At 59.7% G+C, this 23,716-nt stretch carries 23 protein-coding genes and 3 pseudogenes; 17 read left to right on the forward strand and 9 right to left on the reverse strand.

What is annotated here, in order from left to right; genetic code table 11:
- The first annotated feature begins 198 nt into the window (after positions 1-198).
- The 3 genes from TQ38_RS25985 (at position 199) to TQ38_RS31120 (ending at position 2,793) form a co-directional block, all read left to right on the forward strand.
- On the forward strand, positions 199-1,017 hold the full coding sequence (locus TQ38_RS25985; RefSeq protein ID WP_052505946.1) for a DUF1206 domain-containing protein: 819 nt from the start codon (positions 199-201) through the stop codon (positions 1,015-1,017).
- 427 nt (positions 1,018-1,444) lie between these two features.
- On the forward strand, positions 1,445-2,461 hold the full coding sequence (locus tag TQ38_RS25990; RefSeq protein WP_240198217.1) for a transposase: 1,017 nt from the start codon (positions 1,445-1,447) through the stop codon (positions 2,459-2,461).
- Positions 2,383-2,793: a transposase gene (locus TQ38_RS31120; protein ID WP_240198218.1), complete on the forward strand. Its 411-nt coding sequence runs from the start codon at positions 2,383-2,385 to the stop codon at positions 2,791-2,793. Before TQ38_RS25990 ends, TQ38_RS31120 begins: the two co-directional genes overlap by 79 nt.
- A gap of 225 nt (positions 2,794-3,018) precedes the next feature.
- Here TQ38_RS31120 and TQ38_RS25995 read toward each other — a convergent pair whose 3' ends face one another.
- The gene (locus TQ38_RS25995; protein WP_043979072.1) at positions 3,019-3,624 is read right to left on the reverse strand and encodes an outer membrane protein; all 606 of its coding nucleotides are present in this window, start codon (positions 3,622-3,624) and stop codon (positions 3,019-3,021) included.
- Between the two features lie 897 nt (positions 3,625-4,521).
- On the opposite strand from TQ38_RS25995, the pseudogene TQ38_RS26000 reads away from it, so the two are divergent.
- Positions 4,522-4,977 (forward strand): annotated as a pseudogene (locus tag TQ38_RS26000) (lipocalin family protein); the annotation flags it as partial.
- A gap of 652 nt (positions 4,978-5,629) precedes the next feature.
- Positions 5,630-6,388: an EAL domain-containing protein gene (locus TQ38_RS26005; RefSeq protein ID WP_043979131.1), complete on the forward strand. Its 759-nt coding sequence runs from the start codon at positions 5,630-5,632 to the stop codon at positions 6,386-6,388.
- Positions 6,389-6,871: 483 nt separating this feature from the next.
- On the opposite strand, the gene TQ38_RS26010 is transcribed toward TQ38_RS26005, so the two are convergent.
- Positions 6,872-7,204, reverse strand: a complete 333-nt coding sequence (locus TQ38_RS26010; RefSeq protein WP_043979069.1) for a helix-turn-helix domain-containing protein — start codon at positions 7,202-7,204, stop codon at positions 6,872-6,874.
- 511 nt (positions 7,205-7,715) lie between these two features.
- Between TQ38_RS26010 and TQ38_RS26015 the strand changes: the two genes are divergently transcribed.
- A complete protein-coding gene (locus TQ38_RS26015; protein WP_043979066.1) occupies positions 7,716-8,663 on the forward strand; it encodes an alpha/beta fold hydrolase in 948 nt (315 codons plus the stop codon).
- A gap of 79 nt (positions 8,664-8,742) precedes the next feature.
- Positions 8,743-9,747 carry a DUF1838 family protein gene (locus tag TQ38_RS26020; protein WP_082057915.1) on the forward strand — a complete coding sequence of 335 codons (1,005 nt, stop codon included), beginning with the start codon at positions 8,743-8,745 and terminating at the stop codon, positions 9,745-9,747.
- 494 nt (positions 9,748-10,241) lie between these two features.
- On the opposite strand, the gene TQ38_RS26025 is transcribed toward TQ38_RS26020, so the two are convergent.
- On the reverse strand, positions 10,242-11,216 hold the full coding sequence (locus TQ38_RS26025) for a MucR family transcriptional regulator (RefSeq protein ID WP_113942083.1): 975 nt from the start codon (positions 11,214-11,216) through the stop codon (positions 10,242-10,244).
- 283 nt (positions 11,217-11,499) lie between these two features.
- Between TQ38_RS26025 and TQ38_RS26030 the strand changes: the two genes are divergently transcribed.
- The 10 genes and pseudogenes from TQ38_RS26030 to TQ38_RS26060 all read left to right on the forward strand — a co-directional run bounded on the left by TQ38_RS26030 (position 11,500) and on the right by TQ38_RS26060 (position 17,718).
- Positions 11,500-11,751: a hypothetical protein gene (locus TQ38_RS26030; protein ID WP_043979062.1), complete on the forward strand. Its 252-nt coding sequence runs from the start codon at positions 11,500-11,502 to the stop codon at positions 11,749-11,751.
- A 176-nt stretch (positions 11,752-11,927) separates the two neighbouring features.
- On the forward strand, positions 11,928-13,223 hold the full coding sequence (locus tag TQ38_RS26035; RefSeq protein ID WP_043979061.1) for a sodium:proton antiporter: 1,296 nt from the start codon (positions 11,928-11,930) through the stop codon (positions 13,221-13,223).
- Between the two features lie 330 nt (positions 13,224-13,553).
- Entirely contained in the window at positions 13,554-13,724 is a 171-nt protein-coding gene (locus tag TQ38_RS30725; protein WP_205316206.1) for a hypothetical protein, read from the forward strand.
- Positions 13,725-13,848: 124 nt separating this feature from the next.
- The gene (locus tag TQ38_RS26040) at positions 13,849-14,115 is read left to right on the forward strand and encodes a hypothetical protein (protein ID WP_162792401.1); all 267 of its coding nucleotides are present in this window, start codon (positions 13,849-13,851) and stop codon (positions 14,113-14,115) included.
- A gap of 232 nt (positions 14,116-14,347) precedes the next feature.
- On the forward strand, positions 14,348-15,211 hold the full coding sequence (locus tag TQ38_RS26045) for a transglutaminase family protein (RefSeq protein WP_113942084.1): 864 nt from the start codon (positions 14,348-14,350) through the stop codon (positions 15,209-15,211).
- Positions 15,212-15,425: 214 nt separating this feature from the next.
- Positions 15,426-16,004 carry a hypothetical protein gene (locus TQ38_RS26050; protein WP_043979058.1) on the forward strand — a complete coding sequence of 193 codons (579 nt, stop codon included), beginning with the start codon at positions 15,426-15,428 and terminating at the stop codon, positions 16,002-16,004.
- A gap of 165 nt (positions 16,005-16,169) precedes the next feature.
- Positions 16,170-16,430: a PAS domain-containing protein gene (locus tag TQ38_RS31400; protein ID WP_304481816.1), complete on the forward strand. Its 261-nt coding sequence runs from the start codon at positions 16,170-16,172 to the stop codon at positions 16,428-16,430.
- Between the two features lie 35 nt (positions 16,431-16,465).
- A pseudogene (locus TQ38_RS31405) lies at positions 16,466-16,519 on the forward strand (hypothetical protein); the annotation flags it as partial.
- Complete coding sequence (locus TQ38_RS26055) at positions 16,520-17,275, forward strand: sensor histidine kinase (RefSeq protein WP_304481817.1); 756 nt, start codon at positions 16,520-16,522, stop codon at positions 17,273-17,275.
- A complete protein-coding gene (locus tag TQ38_RS26060; protein ID WP_043979057.1) occupies positions 17,272-17,718 on the forward strand; it encodes a response regulator in 447 nt (148 codons plus the stop codon). Before TQ38_RS26055 ends, TQ38_RS26060 begins: the two co-directional genes overlap by 4 nt.
- A 119-nt stretch (positions 17,719-17,837) precedes the next feature.
- Here the strand turns inward: TQ38_RS26060 and TQ38_RS26065 are convergent, their stop codons facing one another.
- The 6 genes and pseudogenes from TQ38_RS26065 to TQ38_RS31550 form a co-directional block, all read right to left on the reverse strand.
- The gene (locus TQ38_RS26065; RefSeq protein WP_043979056.1) at positions 17,838-18,197 is read right to left on the reverse strand and encodes a response regulator; all 360 of its coding nucleotides are present in this window, start codon (positions 18,195-18,197) and stop codon (positions 17,838-17,840) included.
- Positions 18,198-18,232: 35 nt separating this feature from the next.
- Positions 18,233-19,666: an ATPase domain-containing protein gene (locus TQ38_RS26070; protein ID WP_043979055.1), complete on the reverse strand. Its 1,434-nt coding sequence runs from the start codon at positions 19,664-19,666 to the stop codon at positions 18,233-18,235.
- Positions 19,667-19,921: 255 nt separating this feature from the next.
- A protein-coding gene (locus TQ38_RS26075; protein WP_113942086.1) for an IS630 family transposase occupies positions 19,922-20,868 on the reverse strand; the annotation gives its coding sequence in 2 pieces (ribosomal slippage) (positions 19,922-20,529 and positions 20,529-20,868; 948 coding nt in all).
- A gap of 187 nt (positions 20,869-21,055) precedes the next feature.
- Positions 21,056-22,583, reverse strand: a pseudogene (locus TQ38_RS26080) (IS66 family transposase).
- 154 nt (positions 22,584-22,737) lie between these two features.
- On the reverse strand, positions 22,738-23,091 hold the full coding sequence (tnpB, locus tag TQ38_RS31125) for an IS66 family insertion sequence element accessory protein TnpB (protein ID WP_011608149.1): 354 nt from the start codon (positions 23,089-23,091) through the stop codon (positions 22,738-22,740).
- Positions 23,088-23,507, reverse strand: coding sequence for a transposase (locus TQ38_RS31550; protein ID WP_043980664.1), 420 nt, complete (start codon positions 23,505-23,507; stop codon positions 23,088-23,090). The genes tnpB and TQ38_RS31550 overlap by 4 nt, the downstream gene beginning before the upstream one ends.
- Positions 23,508-23,716 lie beyond the last annotated feature (209 nt).

The following is a 23,716-nucleotide window of genomic DNA, read 5'->3' on the forward strand; positions in this document are numbered from 1 at the left end:
CGACGCGAGGGTCAGTGATCGTGGCCGGCTCCGGGCGGCGAGACAGCGAAACGCACCTGCATTGCCTGCCTGCAGTGGCGCAAATAGCGGCAGCTTGGGCTGGCGGCAGGACCGGTGCCGCCTAAGGCCCTGCTGATCGGCTCGAGCCACGGAACGTGTGACCGAACCGCGCATTTCAGAAAGCGATCGGAGAACGCGATGACCTACTCCACCAGGATGACGGCGATGGCCAGGCTCGGCTTCGCAGCACGGGGCCTTGTCTATATCCTCATCGGATCGCTTGCTTTCGACGCGTCGCGGACGGGCGCCGAGCCAAGTGACAATCAAGGCGCGCTCGGCAGTCTGGCGGAGACCGCTCCCGGCAGGGTCGTCCTCGGCATTTGCGCTGTCGGGTTTGCCGGTTATGCGATCTGGCGATTCACCGAGGCGGCCATGGATCCGGAAGGTCGGAGCCAGAGCGCAAAAGGCAGGCTGGAACGCGCAGCTTACGTGATCAGCGGCGCGGCGAATGCGTCTCTCAGTATAATTGCCGGAAAGCTCGCCCTCCAGCAGTCTCGTGCCGAGCATGGAAGCCCTGGAGACCAGAGCGCGCAGAGCTGGTCGGGTTGGCTCCTCGATCATCCAGGGGGCGTTCCCCTTCTCATTACAGTTGGCATAATCCTGTTCGCGACGGCATTTACGCAGGCGGTCAAATCATACAAGGCGACGTTCGACGAAATGAACGGCGACGTGCCTGCGCCAGCCTATGTCCGGTGGATCGGCCGGATCGGCTATGCCGCCCGGGCAATCGTATTCGCGATCATCGGTTGGCTGGTGCTTTCTGCGGCGCTCCATCACGATCCGAAGCGGGCTGGGGGATTGGGCGATGCGCTGAGCGAACTACGCTCACAACCGGAAGGCGCCTTACTGCTGGCCATCGTCGGGGTCGGCCTTGGTCTATTCGGCATCTTCAGCCTGGTCGAAGCCCGCTTCCGGCGGTTAAAGGTAGCTAAGCCAAAGATCGCGATCAGCGCCTAAAATCTGTCGCGGGTTCCATAGCCCATAAGATCGCAGCGCCCCCGATATACCGTTCGAGGCGCCCAGCGCGCTGTGGCGGACGTGCCTTCCCGGAGTAGCTAGGGTTGGTGCTCTCGGTCGCGGCTGCACGATATGGGCAATTGGACGGCTGGGTCTCAACACACGCCGCACAGCCATGCGCCTGGCAAGATTCTTTCCGTGGGCAACACGGCCCCGATTTAGCTGATGATTGCAAGGTGCCGGCTTACCAGTTGCGCCGGTCCATTTATGCAAGGAAATGAAAACGACCTCGCCACGGCTGTGACGAGGTCGTTTCGTTGATGGGGCGCCTCGGTGGCGGATGCGCCCTATCAATCCCTAACAGCGCGTTGACGAAGTCGGTGTGATCTGATTCAGCCTGGATACGGAAAGAAGGCGGTCAGCGACGATGGCGATGCGACGTGATGGTGATGTGCAGGCGGATCTGATCGTGTCGTGGTCAGATATACCGCGCTCTCCCGGGCACGCCTTTTACGACAAGCTTCAGAAGCTGTTGGTGGATGCAGGGTTCGACCGCTTTGTGGAAGAGGCGTGCCAGGCCTATTACGCGGCGCGGATGGGGGCGCCGTCGGTGCCGCCCGGCCGCTACTTTCGGATGCTGCTGATCGGCTATTTCGAAGGCATTCACTCCGAGCGCGGGATTGTGTGGCGGTGTTCGGACTCGCTTTCGCTGCGCGAGTTTCTGCGGTTGACGACGCGGGAGAAAGTCCCCGACCATAGTTGGATGTCGAAGACCCGTAGCCGCCTGCCGCATGAGGTTCATGACCAGATTTTTGCCTGGGTTCTGGGGCTCGTGGCAGATCATGAGCTGGTGAAAGCCGAACGAATTGGCGTGGACGGCTCGACCATGGAGGCCAATGCGGCGCTGCGCACGATCGTGCGGCGCGACACTGGCGAGACGTATCGTGAGATGCTGACGCGCATGGCGCACGAGAGCGGCATCGAGACACCAACAGCCGACGACCTGGTGCGCCTTGATCGCAGACGCACGGGCAAGAAGCTGTCGAACACGGATTGGGAGAGCCCGGTCGATCCGGACGCCAAGGTGGCGCGGATGAAGAACGGCTCGACGCGGCTTGGTTACAAGCCTGAACATGCGGTCGATCTGGATACCGGCGTGATCGTCGCAGCGCCGATCCATCCTGCGGACAAGGGCGATACGAACACCCTCGAGGCGACGCTCGAGGCGGCTGCGCGTAACCTGGCGACAGTCGATATGGCACCGGCCCCGGACACCCCGTGCGATCTTGTAACCGACAAGGGGTATCCCGCGAGGGCCTCAAGGCACTCGCAAACGGGCCGTGGAAGACCCGCATATCGGAGCCCATGCCCGCCAAAGGCATCCTGCGCTGGCACGGTGACGAGGAAGCGCAGAAGGCGGTCTACGCCAATCGCGCCCGCCTGAAATCCCGCATCGGACGCAAGACCATGCGCAAACGCGGCGAGCTGGTGGAACGCAGCTTTGCCCATGTCCTGGACCGGGGCGGCATGCGCCGCGCATGGCTGCGTGGGCGCGAAAACCTCCACAAGAGGTATCTGATCCACGTCGCCGGCTTCAACCTGGGCATCCTCATGCGCGCACTGTTCGGATGTGGCACCCCAAGGGAGGCCGCCAGCGCTTCACAGGCGTTTTTGCTCGTTGCTCAGACCGAAAACGCGCTGATCTTCGCCCTCGTCGGCCAAGTCGCAGCCGAAACCGGTGTCCTGCTTATCATCATGTCTGCGGGGCCGGGCTGAGCGCCGTCCCGAAAAATCGACTTCGGCAGCGGGCTGCTAACATGGTCTGAGTAAGGCAGTTCATGACCCGAGGCCGGCCTGCTTACCTTGAACTCAAAAGTCTAAGATCACACCGGTATTAGCCAGTTGCTATCGCAGTCGGAGGTTTCGGCTGAGTTCGCAGCCGAAATCTACCGTTGGCCGTGCCATCCGCTTCTGGGGATGCCAAGGAGCGGACGGGGTATTTTAGAAGCGGTAGCCGATCAGTGCAGCGACCTGATGGCGGTCGGGCTGAAGGCCAGTGCTCTCGTAGTGGCCGTAGTCCGAATAGCGATACTCGAGGCGGGCCAGAAAACCAGACACGTTCGTTTCGACGCCGGCGCCCAGACGGTAGCCTTCGAGCTCGTCACTGCCAGTCACAAGGACGTTGGCATCTTCGTAGCTCGCCTTGACCTTGGCGTTTGTGTAGCCGCCCTTGGCATAGATCAGGATGCCGGGGACGATTTCGCCGCCGAGACGCATGCCCGCGTAAAGGTCGCGGCCGGTCTTCAGCGAAGCGCGGTCGCCAAGCGCGAGTACGTTCTCAGCGCTCTCCTTGACGTTGGAATCGGCATACTCGCCCTCGACACCCAGAACGACGCCGTTGATGTTCTTGTCAAAACCGACGACGCCGCCGAAGAGAATGCCATCATCGCTACCCGAGCCGAACGGAGTTTCGATGTTGATATTGTCGTAGCCTGCCATCGCGGCGACGTAGGGCCCGTCGAAGGCAATGCCAGCGTCCTGCGCCATTGCAGGAGCGGCGAACGAAGATGCCAAGGTAACAGCCGAGACGGCGATGATATTTTTCATTGTGGTAATTCCTGCATTCAATAACCTTGGCCGGAGCAAGGCCGCTCCTAGCGAGCTGGCGCCTCCTGAGAACGGTCTTCGGGCAATCCGGCGAAATTCATGAATGTTTTGTGACAGTTTAGCACCAGTCCCGATGGGTCATGAACATCGCATTCGCTAAAGGCACCGCCTGGGTCGATCGCTGCCGATGGACTACCTAGTGAATCATTGCGGCGCTCGCACGGACTATAGGTAGCCGTCGTTCCGTTGATCGAGTGTCGCGGGCCAAGCGATCTTGCAGCATTCTTCCAAAGATTGTTGGAGGCTTTCATGGAAGTCAGCCGGCGACCTCTCTCGGCGGAAGCTGGCGCATCGTTCATGCGAACCTTTCCGGTCCTGCAGTCGATTCCGGGACGTGGCCTCGTGATGGCCTCATATCTTGCCCCACGGGCGGTTCTTGCTTCGGTAAAGCAGCACGCGGCAGCCCTTGCATTTCGCGAAATGGTGCACGTCGTCGGTCGCCAGGGTGCTACTGTCAGGGACATGCCATCTCACCAGGCAAAGGGACCGCCGGAGCATCGCGTGCAACACCTTAGCCTCTCCACCGCCCACGATTGTGGGCCGGTCCACGAGCAATTGCCATCGAGCAAATCAAGGCCCCACCCCTGAGACAAGGGGTAGGTCCAGGCCCCGGCCTCGTCTTCGGGTACCCGACTCCGCCAGGCACAAGGATCTTGCGCCTCGGGCCTTTAGGATTGGTGAGCATCGTTAATGAAAAGGCTCTTTACCATCAAATGACTGAAGGGCTCACTGCGGACCATCAGGGGAAGGAACCGGAGCCCATCGCCTCAGTTCTCCTGTCCATGGAGACCCAAATGAGCACCCCCCGCAGGTGATTACCACCGTGTCCCACTCCACCTGGACCGCTACCTGGGAACCTGGTTCGAGATCTGCCGGCTGCCGCTCAAGTGGGAGGACGAACATGCGAGCGACATCACCGCTACGTATTCGCTCGACCCGGATGGCTTGATTAAGGTCGACAACCGGTGCATCGATGGGGGAGGTAAACCCGTTCAGGCGATCGGACAGGCTTTTCCGACCGACGCGGGGAATGCCAGGCTCAAAGTCAGCTTCCTGCCGCAATACCTGCGCTGGCTTCCCTTTACCAAGGGTGACTACTGGGTGATGCGGATATCGCCGGACTATACCGTCGCTCTGGTGGGAACGCCTGATCGCTCCAATTTGTGGCTGCTTTCGCGCACGCCTCAACTGCCCGGCGAGGTATGCGAGGATTACCTGTCGAGCGCGAGGGCCGAAGGGTTTGATCTGGCCGCGCTCATCACACCGCTCCAGAGCGGGAATATCGTGTCCGATACCGAGATCGCGGCGGCTCAGGCGGATTCAAGGTGCCTTCTTGAACGCTCCCCCCCCCCCTTCCGAAATGAGAGCGGCACCCGCGCACTACGATTCACGGCTATTCGCCGGACGGACGCCGATAATGTCGGGCAAGCGCGTTGCGCCGTGGCTCATGGAACAATCTGCGTCACCTGACCGGATCTCTGCGGTACTATGTGCTGTTGTGCGTTGTAAAGTGAACCGCGTTCAATCTACCGGGCCTCCGGGCGCGGCGACTTGCAGGGAACCGTCGCGCCTCACGGGCACAGGGAGATGGCGTCATGGGACATGGGAAGCATAAGCTTGGGCCATGGGCAAAGGTGATCTACGGCTTGATCATCGCTGTTTCCGTCGTGATGGTCTGGGCTGCCGTTCGTTCTTTTGATACTGCGCCGTCAGTCGATGACGAACATCTTCTCCCCGCCGGCGGCACCCAGGGTACACAGTAACGGACGAGCCGGCATTTTTCCTGTCTGCTCTCTTCGGAAGACCACGGCGCCAGCGCATCTCGCGATGATATTAAGACGTTATTATTCTTCGTCTTTTATCGCTGAAAAGGCGGGTAGGAGACGGCGGTATGCAAACAGGATGTCAGGGCTGCAGGTCCGATGGCACAACCTTCGATCTTGCGATGGCATTTCAACCGATAGTCGATTGCGAAACGGGTCGTCCTTTCGCCTTCGAAGCGCTGGTGCGCGGCCGTAACGGCGAAGGCGCTACCGAAGTACTGTCGAAGGTAACGGCAGAGAACAGGTATGCGTTCGACCAGCAATGCCGGGTTGCTGCGATCAAAGGTGCGGTCGAGGCCGGGATCCTCGCCACCGGCGCCAAGCTTTCGATCAACTTCCTCCCCAACGCCGTGTACTCCCCGGCAGCGTGTATCCAGCTCACGCTCAAGACGGCCCGCGAGGGCGGCTTCCCGACCGATCGGCTGATCTTCGAATTCACCGAGAACGAGCAGATGATTGACACGGAACACGTCCGCAATATCGTCGCGAGCTACCGCAAAATGGGCTTCACCACGGCGATCGACGACTTCGGAGCGGGCCATGCGGGGCTGGGGTTGCTGGCGAAGTTCCAGACCGATATCATCAAGCTCGACATGGACCTGGTCCGCGGCGTCGATCACAGCGAGCCGCGACGGATCATCGTCTCGGGCGTGTTGGCGATAGCCAGGGCGCTTGGCATTGCCGTCATCGCAGAAGGCGTCGAAACGCCAGGGGAATATAAAGTCCTTCGCCAGATTGGGATCCGCTACATGCAGGGCTACCTGCTGGGACGACCCGGCTTCAAGAGCCTGCCGGTTGCGCCTCCATTGTCAGATGCGCTTTCGGTCGATGTGCTGCGAAAGGGCTGCGAGCCCGAAATGAACATGCGCCCCGCGGCCTAACCGGCTCGCGGTCCCGGTCATTCGCATATGCCGGTTCCTCCTAACGCTACCCCAGCTAATGCTCCCGCTGCGATCGGCTGCTGCGCAACAGCGACTGACCCTTTCGCAGCTGCTTCACCCACCCTAGTCATTGCTCGCTCGCAGCTTCTCGGGGTCGATCGCGAGCATAGGGCCGATTACCCAATAGTATGTTTCCAGCAGCGCATCGCAAAGGCGCGGAGTCTCCCAATCTAGATCTCCTGCAATCAGAGTCAGCCAACGGTAGAGATTGGCGGTGCGGATCAACGAGCGGCTCACCCTCCATATGTGGGATGCCGCCGGGTTTGCGCAACTTTGCCGCACGAATCTCAAGAATGGCATGGTCAGTGGCCTGGAACACCGAGGGCGTTTCCACGCGAACATCAAAAATAAAATCTCGTCGTCCGAGGGAGTCCTCGATCCAACTGATCGAGCCCGGCCCATACAGGCTAGCGCATGACACGGTTAGCATACCCTCTGGTCCTTCTTCCTTCCTAGGAGAGCACTTGAGCCTTGCTGGAAATCGCCCGGCGTAGCGTTTCTGACAGCTCTGCTTGCGGGCAAGGCTTTGGACAGAAATACGCGCCGAATACCGATAATCTCGCCGCTGTCTTCTACACCAAGAAGGATCATGCCCGCATTCGACGTCGCGAACGCCGCAATTTCTTTGGCAAGATCGCCGGCGTGCTTCGGGAACTCGCGCTTAAACTCGACTGTCTGCGTTTCGCTCGCAGCCGCCAGGTGCGGCAATTCATGCGTCAACTCAGCGTCGGCCCAGCTGGGTAGTTCGTTATCCATGCCGGACAGGATGCCGCTCCATCTCGCCTCGTACCAGCAGTATTAGATCCACACCTTCCGCGCCGGTCTTCCATTCGCTCCCTAATGGTTAGCACCACGGCCCTCGTGGAAGTCGGCACGGCCGGCGACCAGAGCATCACAAGCAGCCGATCTTAGTCGGACTCGCAAAGGGCCATTCGCATGTGCAAGTGACCGGAGTTGGGCCGGTACCTGCCACTACCTCCCTTCCCGGCCGACACAGGCCGATGCCGTCTATCGACCCTTTATCGCCATTCAACCGCCGATTTCCGCTCCCCCGGTGCGGACCGGCAGCTTTCCCATCCCGTATGTGCAACACTGGCCGATAGGCGAATGTCCGGTTCGGAGCCGGATTACGAGATAAGCTGACACACGGCTGCCGCGAGCTATCGCCTACCCGCCTAGTGATTAGTCTTGTCGCTCGCGGTAGAGTGCCAGGGCGTTCGCCATAAATTTGTCTCCAGGGAAGTCAGGACTTTTTGGGAGCCGACCGATGGCAGAGACTATTGAGAGGCGCGTGGCCCTTGGGTTGATTAGCTGCGGCGTCGTTCTCTCTGGAATTTCTCCTGACAATAGTTTTGCGAAGGGCATCGTTATGAAAGCACTGGACGGCAGCGCTCAAGCGCAGCCGCGGATGCGCCGCGCCTATGTTGACGGGCCTTATGGCCAGATACATTATCTTGATGCGGAGCGCGGTAGGCCTCTTGTGTTGCTCCACCAAGCAATCATGACTGCTAACCAGTTTGATTATGTATTTGAGCCGCTAATCAAACTTGGTTTCCGCCCAATCGCAATTGATCTACCTGGCTTCGGGTTGTCAGACCCCACTCCCTTTGTGCCAAAAGTAAGCGACTATGCGCCCGTTGTGCCTGCCGTGCTTGACGCTCTTGGAATTTCGCGAGCCGCAATCGTCGGACATCATACTGGGGCCTTGGTGGTCAACGAGGTCGCAATTAATTACCCAGAAAGGGTTAGTGCAAATGTGATGTGCGGCCCGTTGTTTATCAGTGAAGAACAAAGGGCGGCATTGATTGCGGATATTTGTGGCAGAGAAAAAGCGTTTACCGCCCTGCCTCATGCCGCTCACATGAATAAGGTGGCCGAAGCACGGGAGCGATATGCCGGCACGTCAGTAAGTGCTGCGCGCATCAGTGACTATGTCGTTCAGGCCATGATGGCAATGCAGCGCGGCGCATATTGGTACGGCCATAATGCGGGATTGCATTACCGTCAGGAAGACGCGTTAATGAAAATTTCACAACCAACTCTTTTGCTGACTAATACTGGCGACCTGCTTTACGAATCAGCAAAGATCGCAAAAAATATGCGGCCTGATTTTATTTTTAAGGAACTTCAAGGCGGCGGGATTGATATCGTCGATCAGCAGCCCGAAGAATGGTCTTCATCTATCGCGGATTTTTTATCGAATCATCCGCAATGAACAAGCTTTTTGGCCAATGATTATCGGCTAACGATAAGAATTTATTTTTTATATCGATGTGCATTTGCGGGGCTTTATAATGGATATTACTAGAAGGCAGGGGCTCGCCATTGCTGGGCTTGGAACCATGTGGGCTGCCACTTCTCCGGCGTTGGCAAGCACGCCGAAATCTAAATTCCTGACAAAAATCGATCTTCTCAGCCCTGAATGGAATAGAGATACTCGCGCGCGGCTGAACGGCGACCTCGACGAAAGCAAGGAACTTGTCGGTTGGATGAAGGGCCTTATCCAAGGTGTCCGTCCAAACGAACCCGTTCGCGATCTAATGACGTTTGAAGGGTTCAGCGTCACGCGCATGTACCGTCGGCCTGATGGAAGCTGGCGTAAGCTGCTGCGTGAAATTGTCTTCTACCGCGACATAGAAACGGGAAAGATCATGGACACGTGGCTCAACCCGTACACGGGTGAAACTGTTCGCGTCGTGCCGATCGCCAATGATCCTTACAACCAGACAATCGAAACCAACTTCATGGGCAAACCGTGGATTGGGAACTGGGACCGCAATCCAGACGGAACACTTACGTTGTCTGCGGGAGTGAACCTATTCTATCCGAACGCACTGGTGCCGTCGGTATGGCAGCGTGAGTCCTCAGGTGATTTTGCGCAGGTTACCGAGAATTTCACTTGGACCGTTACGCAGGATGACCTTGAAAATCCTGCAAAAACATACTTACCGTGCGTGGGTTCATGGCAGCGTATAACACCCTGGCTTCCATGGATGCTAATGGGTGATGCACCAGGGACTATCAACTATATCAGCCATTTCGCACCCTTGCCGGGTGGCATAGGAGCTTTGTCGAGGTTGCCTGACGATTTGATTGCTGCAACCCGCGCAATCGACCTCAAGATGCTACGCGCACCTACGCTCGAAGAAGATACATTGCCTAACGAATCCAGCCTTGAAGCCTATGTTAAGGAGCAAAAGCCGGCTCCGGTTCCGGCGGGCTGGTCGCCCCCACAGCCGCCTGCGCCACCAAAGTTCAATGGAAACAAATCCAAACTAGGCCAGCAATTCGGAGAGTAGTTTACAGCGCGCGACGGTCCATCTGACCAATGATGCTGGCTAAAATCCTGCATCATTGGTCAGGAGTGGCTGATATCCGGGGTCGCTAGCTAGGGGCCTACCAGTCAGTTAGCGGTCATAGATGACATTCTTCAGCCCTTGATTCCGCACCGCAGGAATGTCCGGTGTCGATTAAGAAGCCGTCGTTCGCAGAGGCGCAGCGGATGGTCGCTTCGTCCCGGCCCCGGTCAGGAGCAGGCTGTCCGCTCATAGGCTCGCAAATTCCCCACTTGAACGGCTTGGATTGGGCGCATTGCCGCCCTCCGGCAGAAAGATTGTGCAGGTCCGTGAATGACCGCCTTCCTGGGTGGGTTTCTCCGAAGCCGACAGTCGCGAATGTCCCAGGGCCGGTCATTCCGGACGCGCTGCGTACACATTTCGGCCCGCCTAGTCTACGCAGCGGGATCGTCGCCCGGCCACCCCGCCGCTAAGCGACAGGGTGGCCGATACTCCGATTACTTGGCCTTCGCGGCTGGACGCTTCCACCGCGTCTTGGCAGTGCCAGGAGCCGGGGCCGGGGTCCCGGTGGCAACGCCTATGTCGGAGGCCTCTTTTCCAAACAGACCCAACTTGCCGCGGCGCTTCGGCTTTTCTGCGGCAGCCGGGGAATCGGTGATTTCTGCGGGCGAGTTTTCTTCCGACACCGGGGCAGTCGCTTCGGACTTTGCCGCAGACTTCGGCGTCCGCGCCATGCGCTTCGTGGGTTGCTTCTTTGGCGCTGCGCCGCGAGCCGGAGCCTTCGTCGCAGTCGGCGGTGCGCCGGGAGTTTCGACGGCCTGCTCGGCGACCTGCGGCTCAACCGGGTTGTCCGCTACGTTCGCAACCGGCGCCGTTACCATTTCCGCTGAAGTGACGGTGGGTTTCGCGGGTGCTTTCGCTTTGCGGGCTGGCGCCTTCGCGGCCTTTACCGCAGCCGTCTTGGCAGCCTGCTTCTTCGGCTTGGCGGCAACGGTTGCGGCAACGTCAGTCGCTTCCGCAGCATCTGCGCCTGCTACTGCATCTGCGGGCACGACCGCATCAGCCGCCTTTTTGTTACCGAGACCGATCTTTTCCGCGATCGCACGGCGCATGGCCGCGAAGGACGGGGCGACCATCGGATAGCTGGCCGGAAGACCGTAGCGCTCGCGGTAGGTTTCCGGGGTCAGGCCGTGCCGCGTCAGGTGACGCTTGAGTGTCTTGTAGGGCTTGCCATCGATGAGGCTGATGAGGTGATCAGGCGACGCCAGGCTCTTGCGCGCCGTCACGGCAGGCGTGAATGTTGGCGTGTCCGCTTCAGTTTCAACAGGGGCGGCATCTTGCGTCAGAGCGGCCCTAGTTGACTGGATCAGCCCGGCGAGTTCTGCCGACGGCACCGTGTTGTTGGAAAGGTATGCGCTCAGCAGCTCGACAGTCAGCGAGGCGATGTCAGACTGCTTTTCGGTTTCGGCCATTCTTGTCTGCTTCCCTATCTTCCACGACGCGCGGCGAGTTTCGGCCGCCCGAAGGCTCTTTTGCAGCTCGAGACATTCCGACTGCACATTCCTGAAGCAAATAAACCAGCTAACGATGTTTTCATAGTCTTCGCTGGTTCAACGTCCATCCGAATGCACCGCGAGTGCAAAGCAGCACCGCTCGCGGAGTATGTTCGATTACCAGTCAGCGGCTTTGACAAAGGTATTCGGGCCGAGGAACGGGGCGACCTAGCAGACCGTTACCTAGGAAAGGAGAGCAATCATGGACGAAGTCCCGATAGGGCCCCAAGAGAACGACGATCAGCTCACGCAGCCAGCCGTCGATGCCCAATCCGAAACGGAACGCGACATTGAGCGCGGCCTTGCCGGGGCGGAAGCCAAGTCATTTTCCGAACCGGGGAAGGCAAAGATCTCGGATACGGAGGCACGGGCTTCCGAAAGTGATGAAGCGGATCCCTCATCAGAAACTCAGGACAGCCTGATCTCCGGCAGGCGAAATGCCGATCGGGAATAGGACTGCTTGGTGGGCGCGTTGGGCGCGCAACGCGCCTGACATATTCCGAAATGCGGCGCACCGGCGTGATCTCATTCGCGGTTTGGCGAAGCCCCAGCCAAACATAGCCGCGCAACGTCTCGCTGCGGCCACGGGTTTCAAATGCGTCTTTCTTCGGTCTGATACGTTCGCCTGACATGCCTTCATTCGCATCGCCCGAGCCCTACATCGTCATCATGACCGGCGTCGGCGTGCTCATCGCCCTGGTCGCCTGGCTGCCACTCGCGTTGAAACAACTGCCCCTGTCACTGCCGATCGTCTGCATCGGTATCGGAGCGGCCGTCTTCCTGCTCCCGGCGGTCTCACTGCGTCCCCTCCCGATGCTTCACCCTCACATCACCGAGCGTTTTGCCGAATTTGTCGTCATCATCGCCCTGATGGGCGCCGGCCTGAAAATTGACCGGGTGTTTGGTTGGCAGCGGTGGGCAGTCACCTGGCGGCTGCTTGGGATCACGATGCCGCTCGGCATTCTGCTGATCACTGTCATGGCGACCTTGACGTTGGAGGTGACCTGGGCTGTCGCCCTGCTGCTAGCGGCAAGTCTCGCGCCGACCGACCCGGTTCTGGCCGCTGATGTCCAGGTGGGTCCGCCCAAGACAGGTGACGAAGACGAGGTGCGCTTCGGCCTCACATCGGAGGCCGGGCTCAACGATGGCGCAGCCTTTCCGTTTGTCCATCTCGCCATCCTGCTCGCCGCCGCGCTGCCCGCCGGCAAGCCATGGCTCGGAGAATGGATCGGCTACCGCGTGCTGTGGGAAGTCGGCGGCGGCATCGTGGGTGGCTGGCTGGTGGGGCGCCTGTTCGGGTGGCTCACATTCCGCATCCCCGCTGAGACCAAGCTCGCCAAGACGGGCGATGGCCTGATCGCCCTGTCTGCGACTTTCGTATCCTATGGACTGACGGAGATGGTGCACGTCTATGGCTTCCTGTCGGTTTTCGTGACGGCGCTGACGTTCCGGCATGCGCACCGCGATCACGACTTCCAAAGCGAAATGCACGCCCTCACCGAGCAGATCGAACGGATAGCGATGATGGTGCTGCTCATCCTTTTCGGAGGCGCTTTGGTCAGCGGTCTGCTCGCCCATGTTGGCTGGGCCGACGCGGGCGTTGCCGCGGCAATCTTGCTGGTGATTCGCCCCCTCACCGGGTGGCTGGGGCTTTGGGGGTATCCGGCTGACGCCGGCGAGAAAATGACGCTTGCCTTCTTTGGCATCCGCGGCGTGGGTTCGATCTACTATCTCGCATTCGGCATCAACCATATGCCTGTGCCGCAAGCGGAGAGGCTGTGGGGTATCGTCGGGCTCGTCGTGCTGTTCTCGATCCTGCTTCACGGTTTGACAGTGACGCCGATCATGCGGTCGCTGGATCGCCGCCGCGGTGTCGACCCCGAGGCGCAGCAGCTTCCACCCCCGGGGCTGCGAGGCGGGAGCTGAGTGCACAGCGAAGCCTAATAAAACACCTGCTACCCGCTGGAATAGGTCCCCGACAGTTCGGCAAGCAACGTCAAGAAGTGCGGCGCGAGCCTGAGGCTCCATACCTTGCGCCTCTTGCTGATTGCGCTTGCTGCATCGCAGCGCGCGCTACACGCACTTGTGCTGCACCGCAGCATCGGACATACAGGTGATGCCTTTCAGGCATCCTCTCCCAAAACTTCCAGAGCCGGTCCATGTGTCCGGCTTTTTTTGTCGTCGGCCGTGCCCATTTGGTAGATGGGCTTCGTGACGTATTCGGCGCACGGCAACAAAAAAGAAGGGGTGATAGGAATGAAGGAAACGCTGACCACCACTGTCCTGCAGGTGATCGAGCGGACGCCGCAATGGGTACGCCATGATTTGGAATCCAAAGAGCCGGCAGTCCGCATCCGCGCAGAAGAAACGCTCGCCGCGATGATCGCCGCCGCACTCCACGAAGTTAGTGCGCTCCCGGTAAACTGATCGTCACCCCCCTTTCACCGAGCAAGGCGAAGCACGCCGCACAGGGAACTCTTCCAAGCAGTCCGAATTTCGGTGCGAAGTAGCCTCGAAAGGAGACCGTATGCCCAGAACCCTCAGCGAACGGGTGGCAGATCTTGAAACCGCCGCCCTCAAGTCAGAAGGCGCGCAGTTCGCGGTGCATGATCTGGTTGCGCGAATGCTCGCCCGGTTGCCCGATGCCGATGTCCGCAAAATGATCGAAGATCTGATCGAGCATGCGGATGAGCTGGATGGGCAGCTCGGCGCAGACAATCTGGTCGGTTACAAGGACGAGATGCGTTCCATCAGCGAAGAAATCGAGCACGCCCGGCAACTGCCAAAGGGCGTCTTCGCTCGCCTCCTCCGGGCATAAGCCAAGATCCGACCAGGCAGCCTACCCACCTCCGCCTTCTTTAACGCCTCCGCTGGGGCCCTGCTCCAGGGCCGGATTGCGATTGTCCGTGAGCGGCATACGCGCAACCGCGCTTCCCTGTGCGATCCGCGTTCCCACAATACGGAAAGCTCTCAACGACGACTTCAGCTGAGCATCTCGATCAACGCAATCTATCGGTTTCCTTCTGGTGCGAAGCGAGGGACAAGCCTCCATGCGCCTCACCATCGAACATAATACACGCTACCGGTATAGCCGCGAGGTAATGCTGCAACCACACAAGCTGATTGTGACTCCCCGCGACAGCGGTGGACTAACAACAGTGCAACGATCGCTGGAATGTTCCCCGCCCGCTGAAATCTCGTGGACGATAGACGTTTTCGGAAATCTGGTCGCGACGGCGAGCTTTTCCGAGCCGGCCCGGGAGTTGATGATCGTGGGCAAGGCAGTTGTCGATCACGTCGCCCCTGAATGGCCAATCTACGCGATATCGCCCGAAGCTCACAGCTACCCCTTCACCTATTCCCTGGACGACGTCATCGACCTTGGCGCCCTGGCGCAGCCAGACTGGCTCACGCCGGGCGGGGAGCGTGTCGGCGCATGGGCGCGTGCGTTTGTCATGGGACTTCAGACGGACAGCCTGTCCCTGCTCAAAGATCTGAATGCGGGCGTTCTCCGGGATATTCATTACCGGGTGCGCGACGAGGAAGGCACGCAGTCGCCTGCCGGCACATTGGAGCTGCGCAGCGGATCGTGCCGCGATATCGCCGCTCTTTTCATTGAGGCTGCGCGCCATCTCGGGTTCGGGGCGCGGGCCGTATCCGGGTACCTGTTCGACCCTGATCAAACAGACGAAGATGCCGGCGCCACCCATGCCTGGGCCGAGGTGTACTTGCCCGGCGCGGGTTGGATCGCTTTCGACCCGTCTCATCGCCGTATGGGCAACAGCCAGCTCATCCCCGTGGCGTTTGCCCGGTCGAACCGGCAGATTATGCCGGTGACCGGCGAGTATATCGGTGCCGCCCAAGATTTCGAGAGTATGGATGTCACCGTCCATGTGAGGCTTGATCCCCGGTAGCCAGTATCGATCTGGCACCGCCTATTTTGACAACGCTCACTGAGGTTGGCCCCGCATTTTCGGCAGGTCGGCAAAGCATTCCAGAAGCGGTAAGAGCTCAAGACGCCGGGCGCGAAATACTGCGCTTGAGGCTAGCGCAGAGAGCTTCAGGAGCGGTATGTCGGCACAGCGCCGTCCGTCCTAACGGCAGAAATTGTCATCGGAGTATGTAACGGTGGATCAGATTCGATGCCATACCTGCAGCAACCCCGTCGCCAGCTATGATGTGATCAGCTTCGGTTCGATGGAGACGGGTTACAGAGATCTGTGTAGCCGGTGCTTTAATGCGGAGGTGGCAGAAAACGGCGGGTTTGCCTTTGAACAAGTCGATTTCCTACCTATGGAAATTATGGACTTCGCGGGGGTAAAGCACAATTTCAAATTCCGCTTGCTGCATCTGGGTGACCGGGTGACGCTTGAGGCGTTCGAAGTCGACGATGGCGATCGCGGCGGTTATGAGTTTCAGATTCTCAGCGACGCTCAGGCCGATCCTTTCAAGCTGATGGCGCGGCTTGTCGAACGGATACGGCGCGCGCTTTCCCGGCGCCATTTAGTGGATGAAGGCGAACGGTGCTCGATCGCGACGGACGTCGTTCGAGGGAAAATCAGCTGCGACCTCGATTCCCCAGAGCGCGCACCCATGCTGCTCATTGATGGCCGCGAGATTAGTTGGGATCAATTTGGACAGATGCTGATGACGTTCGAGGGATGGCAGTTCAAGCTGGAAATCAAGGATGCCAGCGAGGAAGTTTAGGCATACGCGCGGTGCGGACAATTCTCGGTCGGTAGTGAGCGCGATTCACTTTATCGGAGGCGCTCACCAACCAGAGGCCACCTCCCGTGCCAACCAGGGGAACCAACCCAAGTGATGCGGTTTTTCATTTGGTGCGATGCCCTCTGGCCTTCGCTGGAGGCGAACTTGAAGCAAAGCGATAATTGGCATCTAACGGATATCCTTGACTATGAGCACGGCCGCGGCGACCCCTTTGCTGCGGCAGTGCGCGCCACCCGAATGCCCATGGTCATTACCGATCCAGCCCAGCAAGATAACCCAATCGTTTTTTGCAACGAAGCGTTTCAGAGCCTGACGGGATACACGCGCGACGAAATCGTCGGCCGCAATTGCCGTTTCCTTCAAGGGCCGGACACTGATCCTGAGGCGGTCGAGCGGTCCGTGTAGCGATAGCGGAAGGTCATGACGTAGACGTTGATCTGCTGAACTACCGCAAGGACGGCTCGACTTTTTGGAACGCCCTCTACCTGTCGCCGGTGCGCGACAAGCAGGGCACTATCCGCTTCTTCTTTGCCTCCCAGATGGACGTATCCGAGCGGGTTGAGGCTAACCAGATCATCAACGATCAGAAGCTTTTGGTAGAACGAGAGGTTGGGCGGCGCACAGCCGAGCTGCAAGCAGCGCTCGACGCGAAAACACTACTGCTTCACGAGGTCGACCACCGCGTCAAAAACAATTTGATGATGATTGGCTCGCTTCTGCGCCTCCAAGTTCGCACGATCGAAGATCCGGCGGTGGCGGCCAAACTCGATTCCATGCTGGAGCGGGTCGACGCCCTAGCCGTCGTTCACCGCCAGCTTTATCAATCTTCCGATCTCTCCCGCTTTGATCTAGGAACCTTCGCGCGCAATCTGGCTACCGACGTGGTCGGAGCAAGTGACCGGGCCGACATCGATTTGCATCTCGACGCCCGGCCTTTGCTTGTGGATGCAGCAAATGCCTCGGCTCTCGGTCTAATTCTGAACGAAATACTTACCAACGCGATCAAGCATGCCTTTTCCGATGGTAGAGGGGGTCGGCTAAGCGTTGTCGTGGACGAGGACGCCGATCGGGGATTGATCAGGATTTGTGACGATGGGCCCGGCATACCCTCTGCCAAACGAACCAAAAGCATCGGCACTTCATTGATTACTCGACTCGCGCGTCAGGCGAGGGCCGAAGCGATCTGGAGCGACAATGCTCCGGGCACGTGTGTCACAATCACCTTTTCCCGAAGCGAGATGCAAGCATGACTACCTCGATGAACGTCCTGATAATTGAGGACGAAATCCTTCTTGCCATGGATATCGAGGCGATAGTTGAAGATTGCGGACACCGGGTGCTGGCCGAAGCAACAAGCCTGAAGGACGTCGAGGACCTGCCGGACGAGATCGACCCTCAGTTGGCTTTCGTGGATATTCAACTCGCCAACGGTTCCAGCGGGCTCGACGTCTCACGGGTGATACAGAAACGATGGCCCCATGCGCTAATCATCTTCGTAACTGCAAATGTCGCCAAGATTCCTAAGGATTTTTCAGGTGCCCACGGCGTGATTGCAAAGCCCTTTTCGCATGCCGGGATCAAACATGCGCTCAAGTACCTGGCTGATGGCGTTTTCGATCCCCCGCCCAGCCAGCCTTTGCCCGCCAGCCTGATTACCTCGTCGCATCTCGCGCGAAAGTGGGCCGCCGTTTAACGGATGAGGAATTCGCGTCCCGCAAGGGTATGCTCTTGATCCTCTATCTTTGCATTCGGGATGTGAGCGTCCGTCCCCTCAGCCGTGTACGTGATAAGGACCCGTTGCCGGTTAACGACCTAGGTGGCGAGCAGGCGCTCGACAGCTTCCAATAGCTCCTCGTTGCGATAAGGTTTGTCGAGAACCTGCGCGAACAGCTCCCCATGCTGGCGCCCTATGGAACCCTGCGCTCCGCTCACCAGGATAATCGGCAGATCCGAAGTCTTCGGGTCGGATTTGAGCGCCATCGCCAGTTCGAGGCCGGTCATGACAGGCATCATGAAATCCGTGATCAGCAAGGCCGGACGGCGGGAGCGTATTCGCTCGAGAGCTTCCTGTCCGTGAGAAGCCAGGACCGTCTCGTATCCCTCGTCTTCGAGTATGTCGGCCAGCATGGCGGCAAGCAGATATTCGTCATCCGCAATCACGATCAACGCCATGACTTTGCCCCTCTCCGCGACGCTATCATGACGGATTAGTCCGCAGCAGGAGAGAGGGGCGAGGGAATCGCGGCTGAAGGTTTGGAACGCTCGCCAATATGAAGGCCAGCGGAGGTGAAGACGAACCGACGGGAAGCCGTATCGAAAGCGCTCTCTCGCATTTTCTGAATGGAAATTGAGCGCAGAAGGTCATCATTTTCTTCAAATTGCCGCAGCAAAATCAGGTTGTCCAAAACCGCCGATATCTCCCCGGCGGGCGCATATACGTTCGAACCAATAATCTCGCGGGTTTCCCAGCTTGCTAAAGTCGTAACGCCCAATGCGCGAAGATGGTTCATCAGCGTAGCGAAAAACTCGTTCAGCCTGTCGCGGTGGACACTTGCTCTCTCAAAGCCGCCCAGCCCATCGATGAAGAGCCTGGAGATTTTGCGTTCGCGCACCTCGTTGATGAGATCGTGGGCCAACCGATCGAGCAGGTTTTCTGCCATCGGATGAGATCGAACCGCAAAAAAGTCGGAGCCTTCTGCAGGCATCCCAATGCCGAGGCTTCGAGCCTTCAGTCTGAGGCGCTTCTCGTTCTCGAAAAAACCAAAATGCAATGCTGGTTCGTCGGCGCGTGCCCGGCTTAGAAAGTGAAGACCGAGTGTGGTTTTCCCGCTGCCGGTCGGTCCCGCTATCAGCGTGACCGAACCCTGCGGCAGGCCGCCACCCATCAAGGCATCCAGATCGTCGACGCCGCAACTCAGGCGCGCACTCGAAATCTCATCTTCGAGGGCCACGCCGCCATAAAGTGCCTCTAGGCGCGGATATATGGTTACCCCGCGCCGGTCGATTTCAAACTTGTGCAACCCGCCAATTGCCCTGCTGCCGCGGGACTTCCTCACCTGGATCTGACGGACTGTTCGGACACCCGCTAGCATATCGCTGAGTTCGATAACGCCATCGACCATCGTGTGTTCGGGGCTGGTCTCTTCGAGACTCGCGCTTGTCAGGAACATGACGGTGCAACCGACGAACGCGGCTTGCCCCTGCACTTCGGCAACAAACGTCTTCACGTCGAAGTCGGTGTCGGCGCGGTCGCGGGCGTTCAGAAGTCCGTCGAAAACCAGCAATGTCGCCTGGCGCCGCTTGGTTTCGTGGCGAAGCAGCTTGACGACGGCGTCCAACCCTTCCTGCCGCATCGTCTGGAAGACGCTGACATACGAGATATCCTCGCCCAGCTGCTGGGCGTCGAAGAAATCGAACGTACCAAGGGCTTGAAAAAGGCGGTCGTGGCTTTCGGAAAGCAAGGTCACGAAAAGTACCCGCCCGCCGTTGGCGACGTGATGGAACGCGACTTGATTGGACAGGATAGTTTTGCCGGCTCCGGGCCGACCCTGAACGATGTACGAGGCCCCCTTGATGAGCCCCCCCTCTAGGATCTGATCCAGTCCGCTGATTCCGCTCGCAATGCGCGAGAATTCCTCCACTGGCGAGACTCCTGCCTGAATACCCGAGATGACTGCTCGCCCTCTTATCGATGATGGCCCGATGCGAAAGCAAAAAAAGCATCGGCCGGTCGAGCCGGTTTGGGTAATCGGCGGGCTGGCCCAGCAAGGTTCGGGGCTGAAAGTGAGAGCGCCTGAAGACGAGCCGACAGTACTCGTCAAGCGCCTGCTGCTGCCGATCGGATCTGGAGATCGGACCGGCGCCAAGGCGTCCGCAACGGCTAGAGCGTTTTCCGATCACGCTGGATCGTAGCCGCAGGAGCTAAAGTAATTGGCGCACTCGTCGGGCTGGAAGATATCGACGAGTTTGCCGATGAGATCCCACAGGCCTGAGACGGTGCGTTCGGATGCTTTGCGCAGCATGGCCTTGAGGCGTGAGAAGGCCTTTTCGATCGGGTTGAAGTCGGGGCTGTAGGGCGGGAGGAAGCGCAACGCTGCCCCGGCGGCCTCAATTCTGTCGCGGACGGCCACGCGCTTGTGGCTCGAGAGATTGTCCATGATGACCACGTCGCCTGGCTTGAGCTCTGGCACGAGTACCTGGGCGACGTAGGCTTCGAACCAGTCGCCGTTGATCGGCCCGTCCAGCACCATCGGGGCGATCATCCCGGTCATGCGCAGCCCCGCGACGAACGTGGTCGTCTTGCGATGACCATGCGGGAAGCCCATCCGCAGGCGCTCTCCCCTGAGGCAGCGGCCATGGCTGCGGGCCATGTTGGTCGCGGTCCACGTCTCGTCGATGAAGATCAGGCGCTCGGGCTCCAGATCCAGTTGGTAGTCGAACCACGCCCGTCGTTGCTTCAGGACGTCCGGACGATCTTGCTCGATCGCATGACCCGACTTTTTTTGCGCGTGATCCTGTGCCGGTCGAAGAAGCGCCACAGCGTACCGATCCCAACGTGGACACCGCGCGCGGCAAGACCCGAGCGGATCTCTTCGAGGGTAATGTCCCCGTTCTCCTCGAGCATGGTCATGATGAGATCGGCATGTGCGTCGGTCTTCGATGATCGCTGATCGCCACCAGGCTTGCCGGCAACGGCTCGTCCATGCGCCAGCGCGATTTGCCGCCAGCGGATCGCCGTCGCTACGCCAACCCCGAAACGCGCCGCCGCTGCCCGGCAGCTCAGGCCTCCTTCGACTGCGGCAACAACACGATCACGCAAATCCTGCGACAATGCTCTGGCCATCCATGCCGGCCTCCATACCCAGCAAGGATTCTGAATCAGAATTTTCACGCGGAGGGAATCTTTCGCGATTCAGGCGCTGTGGAAAACGCTCTATTTGCAGCTATCCCTACAGCGCTCGGTAGTAAGCGGTAAAAATCTCCCACGTGGTGGAGCCACCCCGTCAGGTTTGCCGATGTCTTTTCGGTGATCAAGCAGCGGTGACGATGTTGCTCATTTCGAACATGGTTTGGCCGGCGTTTGTATTGACCCAGTTGTATGGGAGCAGATCGTCGATCGGATCGGTGTCGGAGCGGCTGATGATTCGGGCGAGTACATCGGAGAGGTAGGCGTAGGGCTCGAGGTCCAGCATCTTGCAGGTTTCGACCAGCGAGGCGATGGCCGCCCAATTTTCGGCGCCGAGTTGGTGACCGGCGAACAACGCATTTTTTCTCTGCAGAGTCACTGGCCGGATGGCACGTTCGGCGGCGTTGTTGTCGAGCTCGATCCGTCCGTCGTCGAGGAACCGGCTGAAGCCCGCCCAACGTTTCAGCGCATATTTCATCGCGTCGCTTGTCGCGGAGCCAGCCATGATGCGGGGGCTGATGGCAGTGAACCAAGCATGGAGGCTATCGATCAGCGGACGGCTTCGCTCCTGCCGTACAGCAAGGCGCTCCTCGGGCGGGCGACCACGGATGTCCTTTTCGATGCCGTAGATCCTGGCGATGCGCTGCAACGCATCCTGCGCGATCGGAGCATCACTGCCCGCGTCGACAAACTTACGTCGCAGGTGCGCCCAACAGTAGGATTTCCAGACGCCAGCATTGGCGCGGTCGTCCTTGCCAAACTGGTCGTAGGCTTGCCAGGCATCGACCTGCAGGATGCCTTGGTAGGCTCCCAGCAGCTGTCTGGCCCACATGGCCCCGCGGCCGGGCATATAGGTGTAGAGCGCCAGCGGCGGATCGGCACCGCCATGGGCCCGGTCGTCACAGACGATGACCCACATGTAGCCGGTTTTGGCCTTGCCGGTCCCCGGTGCCAGCACCTTGACGGTGGTTTCGTCGACGAACAGCCGTGATCGTGCAAGTGCATCCACGCGCATCCGGTCGACGATCGGCAGCAGCGCCGCAATGCCCCGGCCGACCCAGTTGGCCAGCGTGGCGCGGCTGATCTCGATGCCCTGCCGCGCGAAGATCTTCGACTGGCGGTAAAGCGGAAGGTGGTCGCAGTATTTGTTGATGAGAACATCGGCGATCAGCGCTTCGGTCGGCAAGCCGCCCGGCACCACGCGCGCCGGTGCCGGGGCCTGGTGTACGCCATCGGTACAGCACCGGCATGCATAGCGCGGCCGGATCGTCACCACGACGCGGTGCTGCGCCGGGATGATGTCGAGCCGTTCCGCACGGTCCTCGCCGATCTTGTGCAGCGCGCCGCCACAGGCGCATTCCAGGCTGTCGGGTTCGATCACCACCTCGAAGCGCGGCAGATGCGCCGGCAGCGATGCGCGCTGTGTATCGGCGGGCCGCGCGTTTGCGAAGCACGAGGCCATGACGCTCGGTTTCTTCGTCTGTCTTATCCTGCAGGCCCTGGGCTTCGCCAAGGGCCACGGCCTGGTCTTCCAGCGCCAGTGCGAGCTGATCGGCAGGAAGCTTCTCCGAACGCTTGCCGAAGGTCGTGCGGTTGATCAGCTTGAGGATATGCTCGAGCCGCGCTGCGCGGGCGCGCTCAGCCAGCAACATCGCCTTGAGCTGCTCGACGTCGTCGGGAAGCTCATCGTATCCGGCTTCTGCGCCGGTCGCTGCGGGGAGTTCTGGATGCGCCGCCACACCTGCATTCTAGGGGATTTTGCCTCGCGAGGAACAGCCTTGCGCCAAGCAGAATCAGGCATGCGCCCTACTGCGCATGAAGCGGTTTGGGCACGCGCGGCACGTGCACGCGCGACCAGTCCAACCCCTCGATCAACGCCGAGGCTTGCGCCGCTGACAGCTTCATCACCCCGTCTCCCGGGCGTGGCCAACGGAACTTCCCATCGTGCAAGCGCTTCGTCACCAGCACCAGCCCGGTGCCGTCCCAGACCAGGAGTTTGATCCGGTCCGCCCTGCGCGCTCGGAAGATAAACAGCATACCTGAGAAGGGATCGAGCCTGAGTTCGCGCTCGACCAGCGAGGCAAGGCCCACCATTCCTTTCCTGAAGTCCACGGGCTGCGTTGCGACCAGTACCTTCAGGGGGCCGGGCGGGATAATCACGCGCTCACCCGCGCGGCCAACAATACCCGCTCGATGTGATCCGCGCTCACGTCGGGCGGGATGCGGATCAACAGCCCGCTTGCCTCGACGACGATCTGTCCGCTGACTGGTGGCACTGCCGCGCTGGACAGCTCGTCGACCTTCCCACGCTCGACCATTGCCGGCACAAAGGTCATCGCCTCCGCGCGCTCCCGCAATCCGCGCCGCCATGTGTACAACTGCTGGGGAAACAGCCCGTGGCGGCGCGCCACCGCTGACACATTGGCACCCGGCTCCAGGCTTTCCGCGATGATCTGCGCCCGCGCCTCGGGCGTCCAGTGCCGCTTGCCCCGCGCACTTTCGATCACGTCAAGCCGCTGTACCTGACCCGGGGCGCTCGTTTCGAAACATGTTTCGAAATCAGTTTCATCACTCACTGGTAACCTCGCCGTTCAATGCGACAAAACTACCAACCTCAGAGCTTCTGAAAATGTGGGGGATTTTGACCGCTTACGCTCGGTAGGCCAGGCTAGCCCATTACCGGGCGAGTGAAAGGCGGTCGCCGGCACCCGGGTCGGACGAGTTCCGTTAAATTATCAAGCTTGCCGTAGATAACCGAGCCTAGACTGCCAGCATGCCAGGATGG

Source organism: Novosphingobium sp. P6W (assembly GCF_000876675.2).
In the GTDB taxonomy this organism is placed as follows: domain Bacteria; phylum Pseudomonadota; class Alphaproteobacteria; order Sphingomonadales; family Sphingomonadaceae; genus Novosphingobium.

What these genes read in the sequence shown, in the direction of transcription:
- TQ38_RS25985 (WP_052505946.1), top strand. Translation starts at nt 199, where the DNA reads ATGACCTACTCCACCAGGATGACGGCGATGGCCAGGCTCGGCTTCGCA.
- TQ38_RS25990 (WP_240198217.1), top strand. Translation starts at nt 1,445, where the DNA reads ATGGCGATGCGACGTGATGGTGATGTGCAGGCGGATCTGATCGTGTCG.
- TQ38_RS31120 (WP_240198218.1), top strand. Translation starts at nt 2,383, where the DNA reads ATGCCCGCCAAAGGCATCCTGCGCTGGCACGGTGACGAGGAAGCGCAG.
- TQ38_RS25995 (WP_043979072.1), bottom strand. Translation starts at nt 3,624, where the DNA reads ATGAAAAATATCATCGCCGTCTCGGCTGTTACCTTGGCATCTTCGTTC.
- TQ38_RS26005 (WP_043979131.1), top strand. Translation starts at nt 5,630, where the DNA reads ATGGCATTTCAACCGATAGTCGATTGCGAAACGGGTCGTCCTTTCGCC.
- TQ38_RS26010 (WP_043979069.1), bottom strand. Translation starts at nt 7,204, where the DNA reads ATGGATAACGAACTACCCAGCTGGGCCGACGCTGAGTTGACGCATGAA.
- TQ38_RS26015 (WP_043979066.1), top strand. Translation starts at nt 7,716, where the DNA reads ATGGCAGAGACTATTGAGAGGCGCGTGGCCCTTGGGTTGATTAGCTGC.
- TQ38_RS26020 (WP_082057915.1), top strand. Translation starts at nt 8,743, where the DNA reads ATGGATATTACTAGAAGGCAGGGGCTCGCCATTGCTGGGCTTGGAACC.
- TQ38_RS26025 (WP_113942083.1), bottom strand. Translation starts at nt 11,216, where the DNA reads ATGGCCGAAACCGAAAAGCAGTCTGACATCGCCTCGCTGACTGTCGAG.
- TQ38_RS26030 (WP_043979062.1), top strand. Translation starts at nt 11,500, where the DNA reads ATGGACGAAGTCCCGATAGGGCCCCAAGAGAACGACGATCAGCTCACG.
- TQ38_RS26035 (WP_043979061.1), top strand. Translation starts at nt 11,928, where the DNA reads ATGCCTTCATTCGCATCGCCCGAGCCCTACATCGTCATCATGACCGGC.
- TQ38_RS30725 (WP_205316206.1), top strand. Translation starts at nt 13,554, where the DNA reads ATGAAGGAAACGCTGACCACCACTGTCCTGCAGGTGATCGAGCGGACG.
- TQ38_RS26045 (WP_113942084.1), top strand. Translation starts at nt 14,348, where the DNA reads ATGCGCCTCACCATCGAACATAATACACGCTACCGGTATAGCCGCGAG.
- TQ38_RS26060 (WP_043979057.1), top strand. Translation starts at nt 17,272, where the DNA reads ATGACTACCTCGATGAACGTCCTGATAATTGAGGACGAAATCCTTCTT.
- TQ38_RS26065 (WP_043979056.1), bottom strand. Translation starts at nt 18,197, where the DNA reads ATGGCGTTGATCGTGATTGCGGATGACGAATATCTGCTTGCCGCCATG.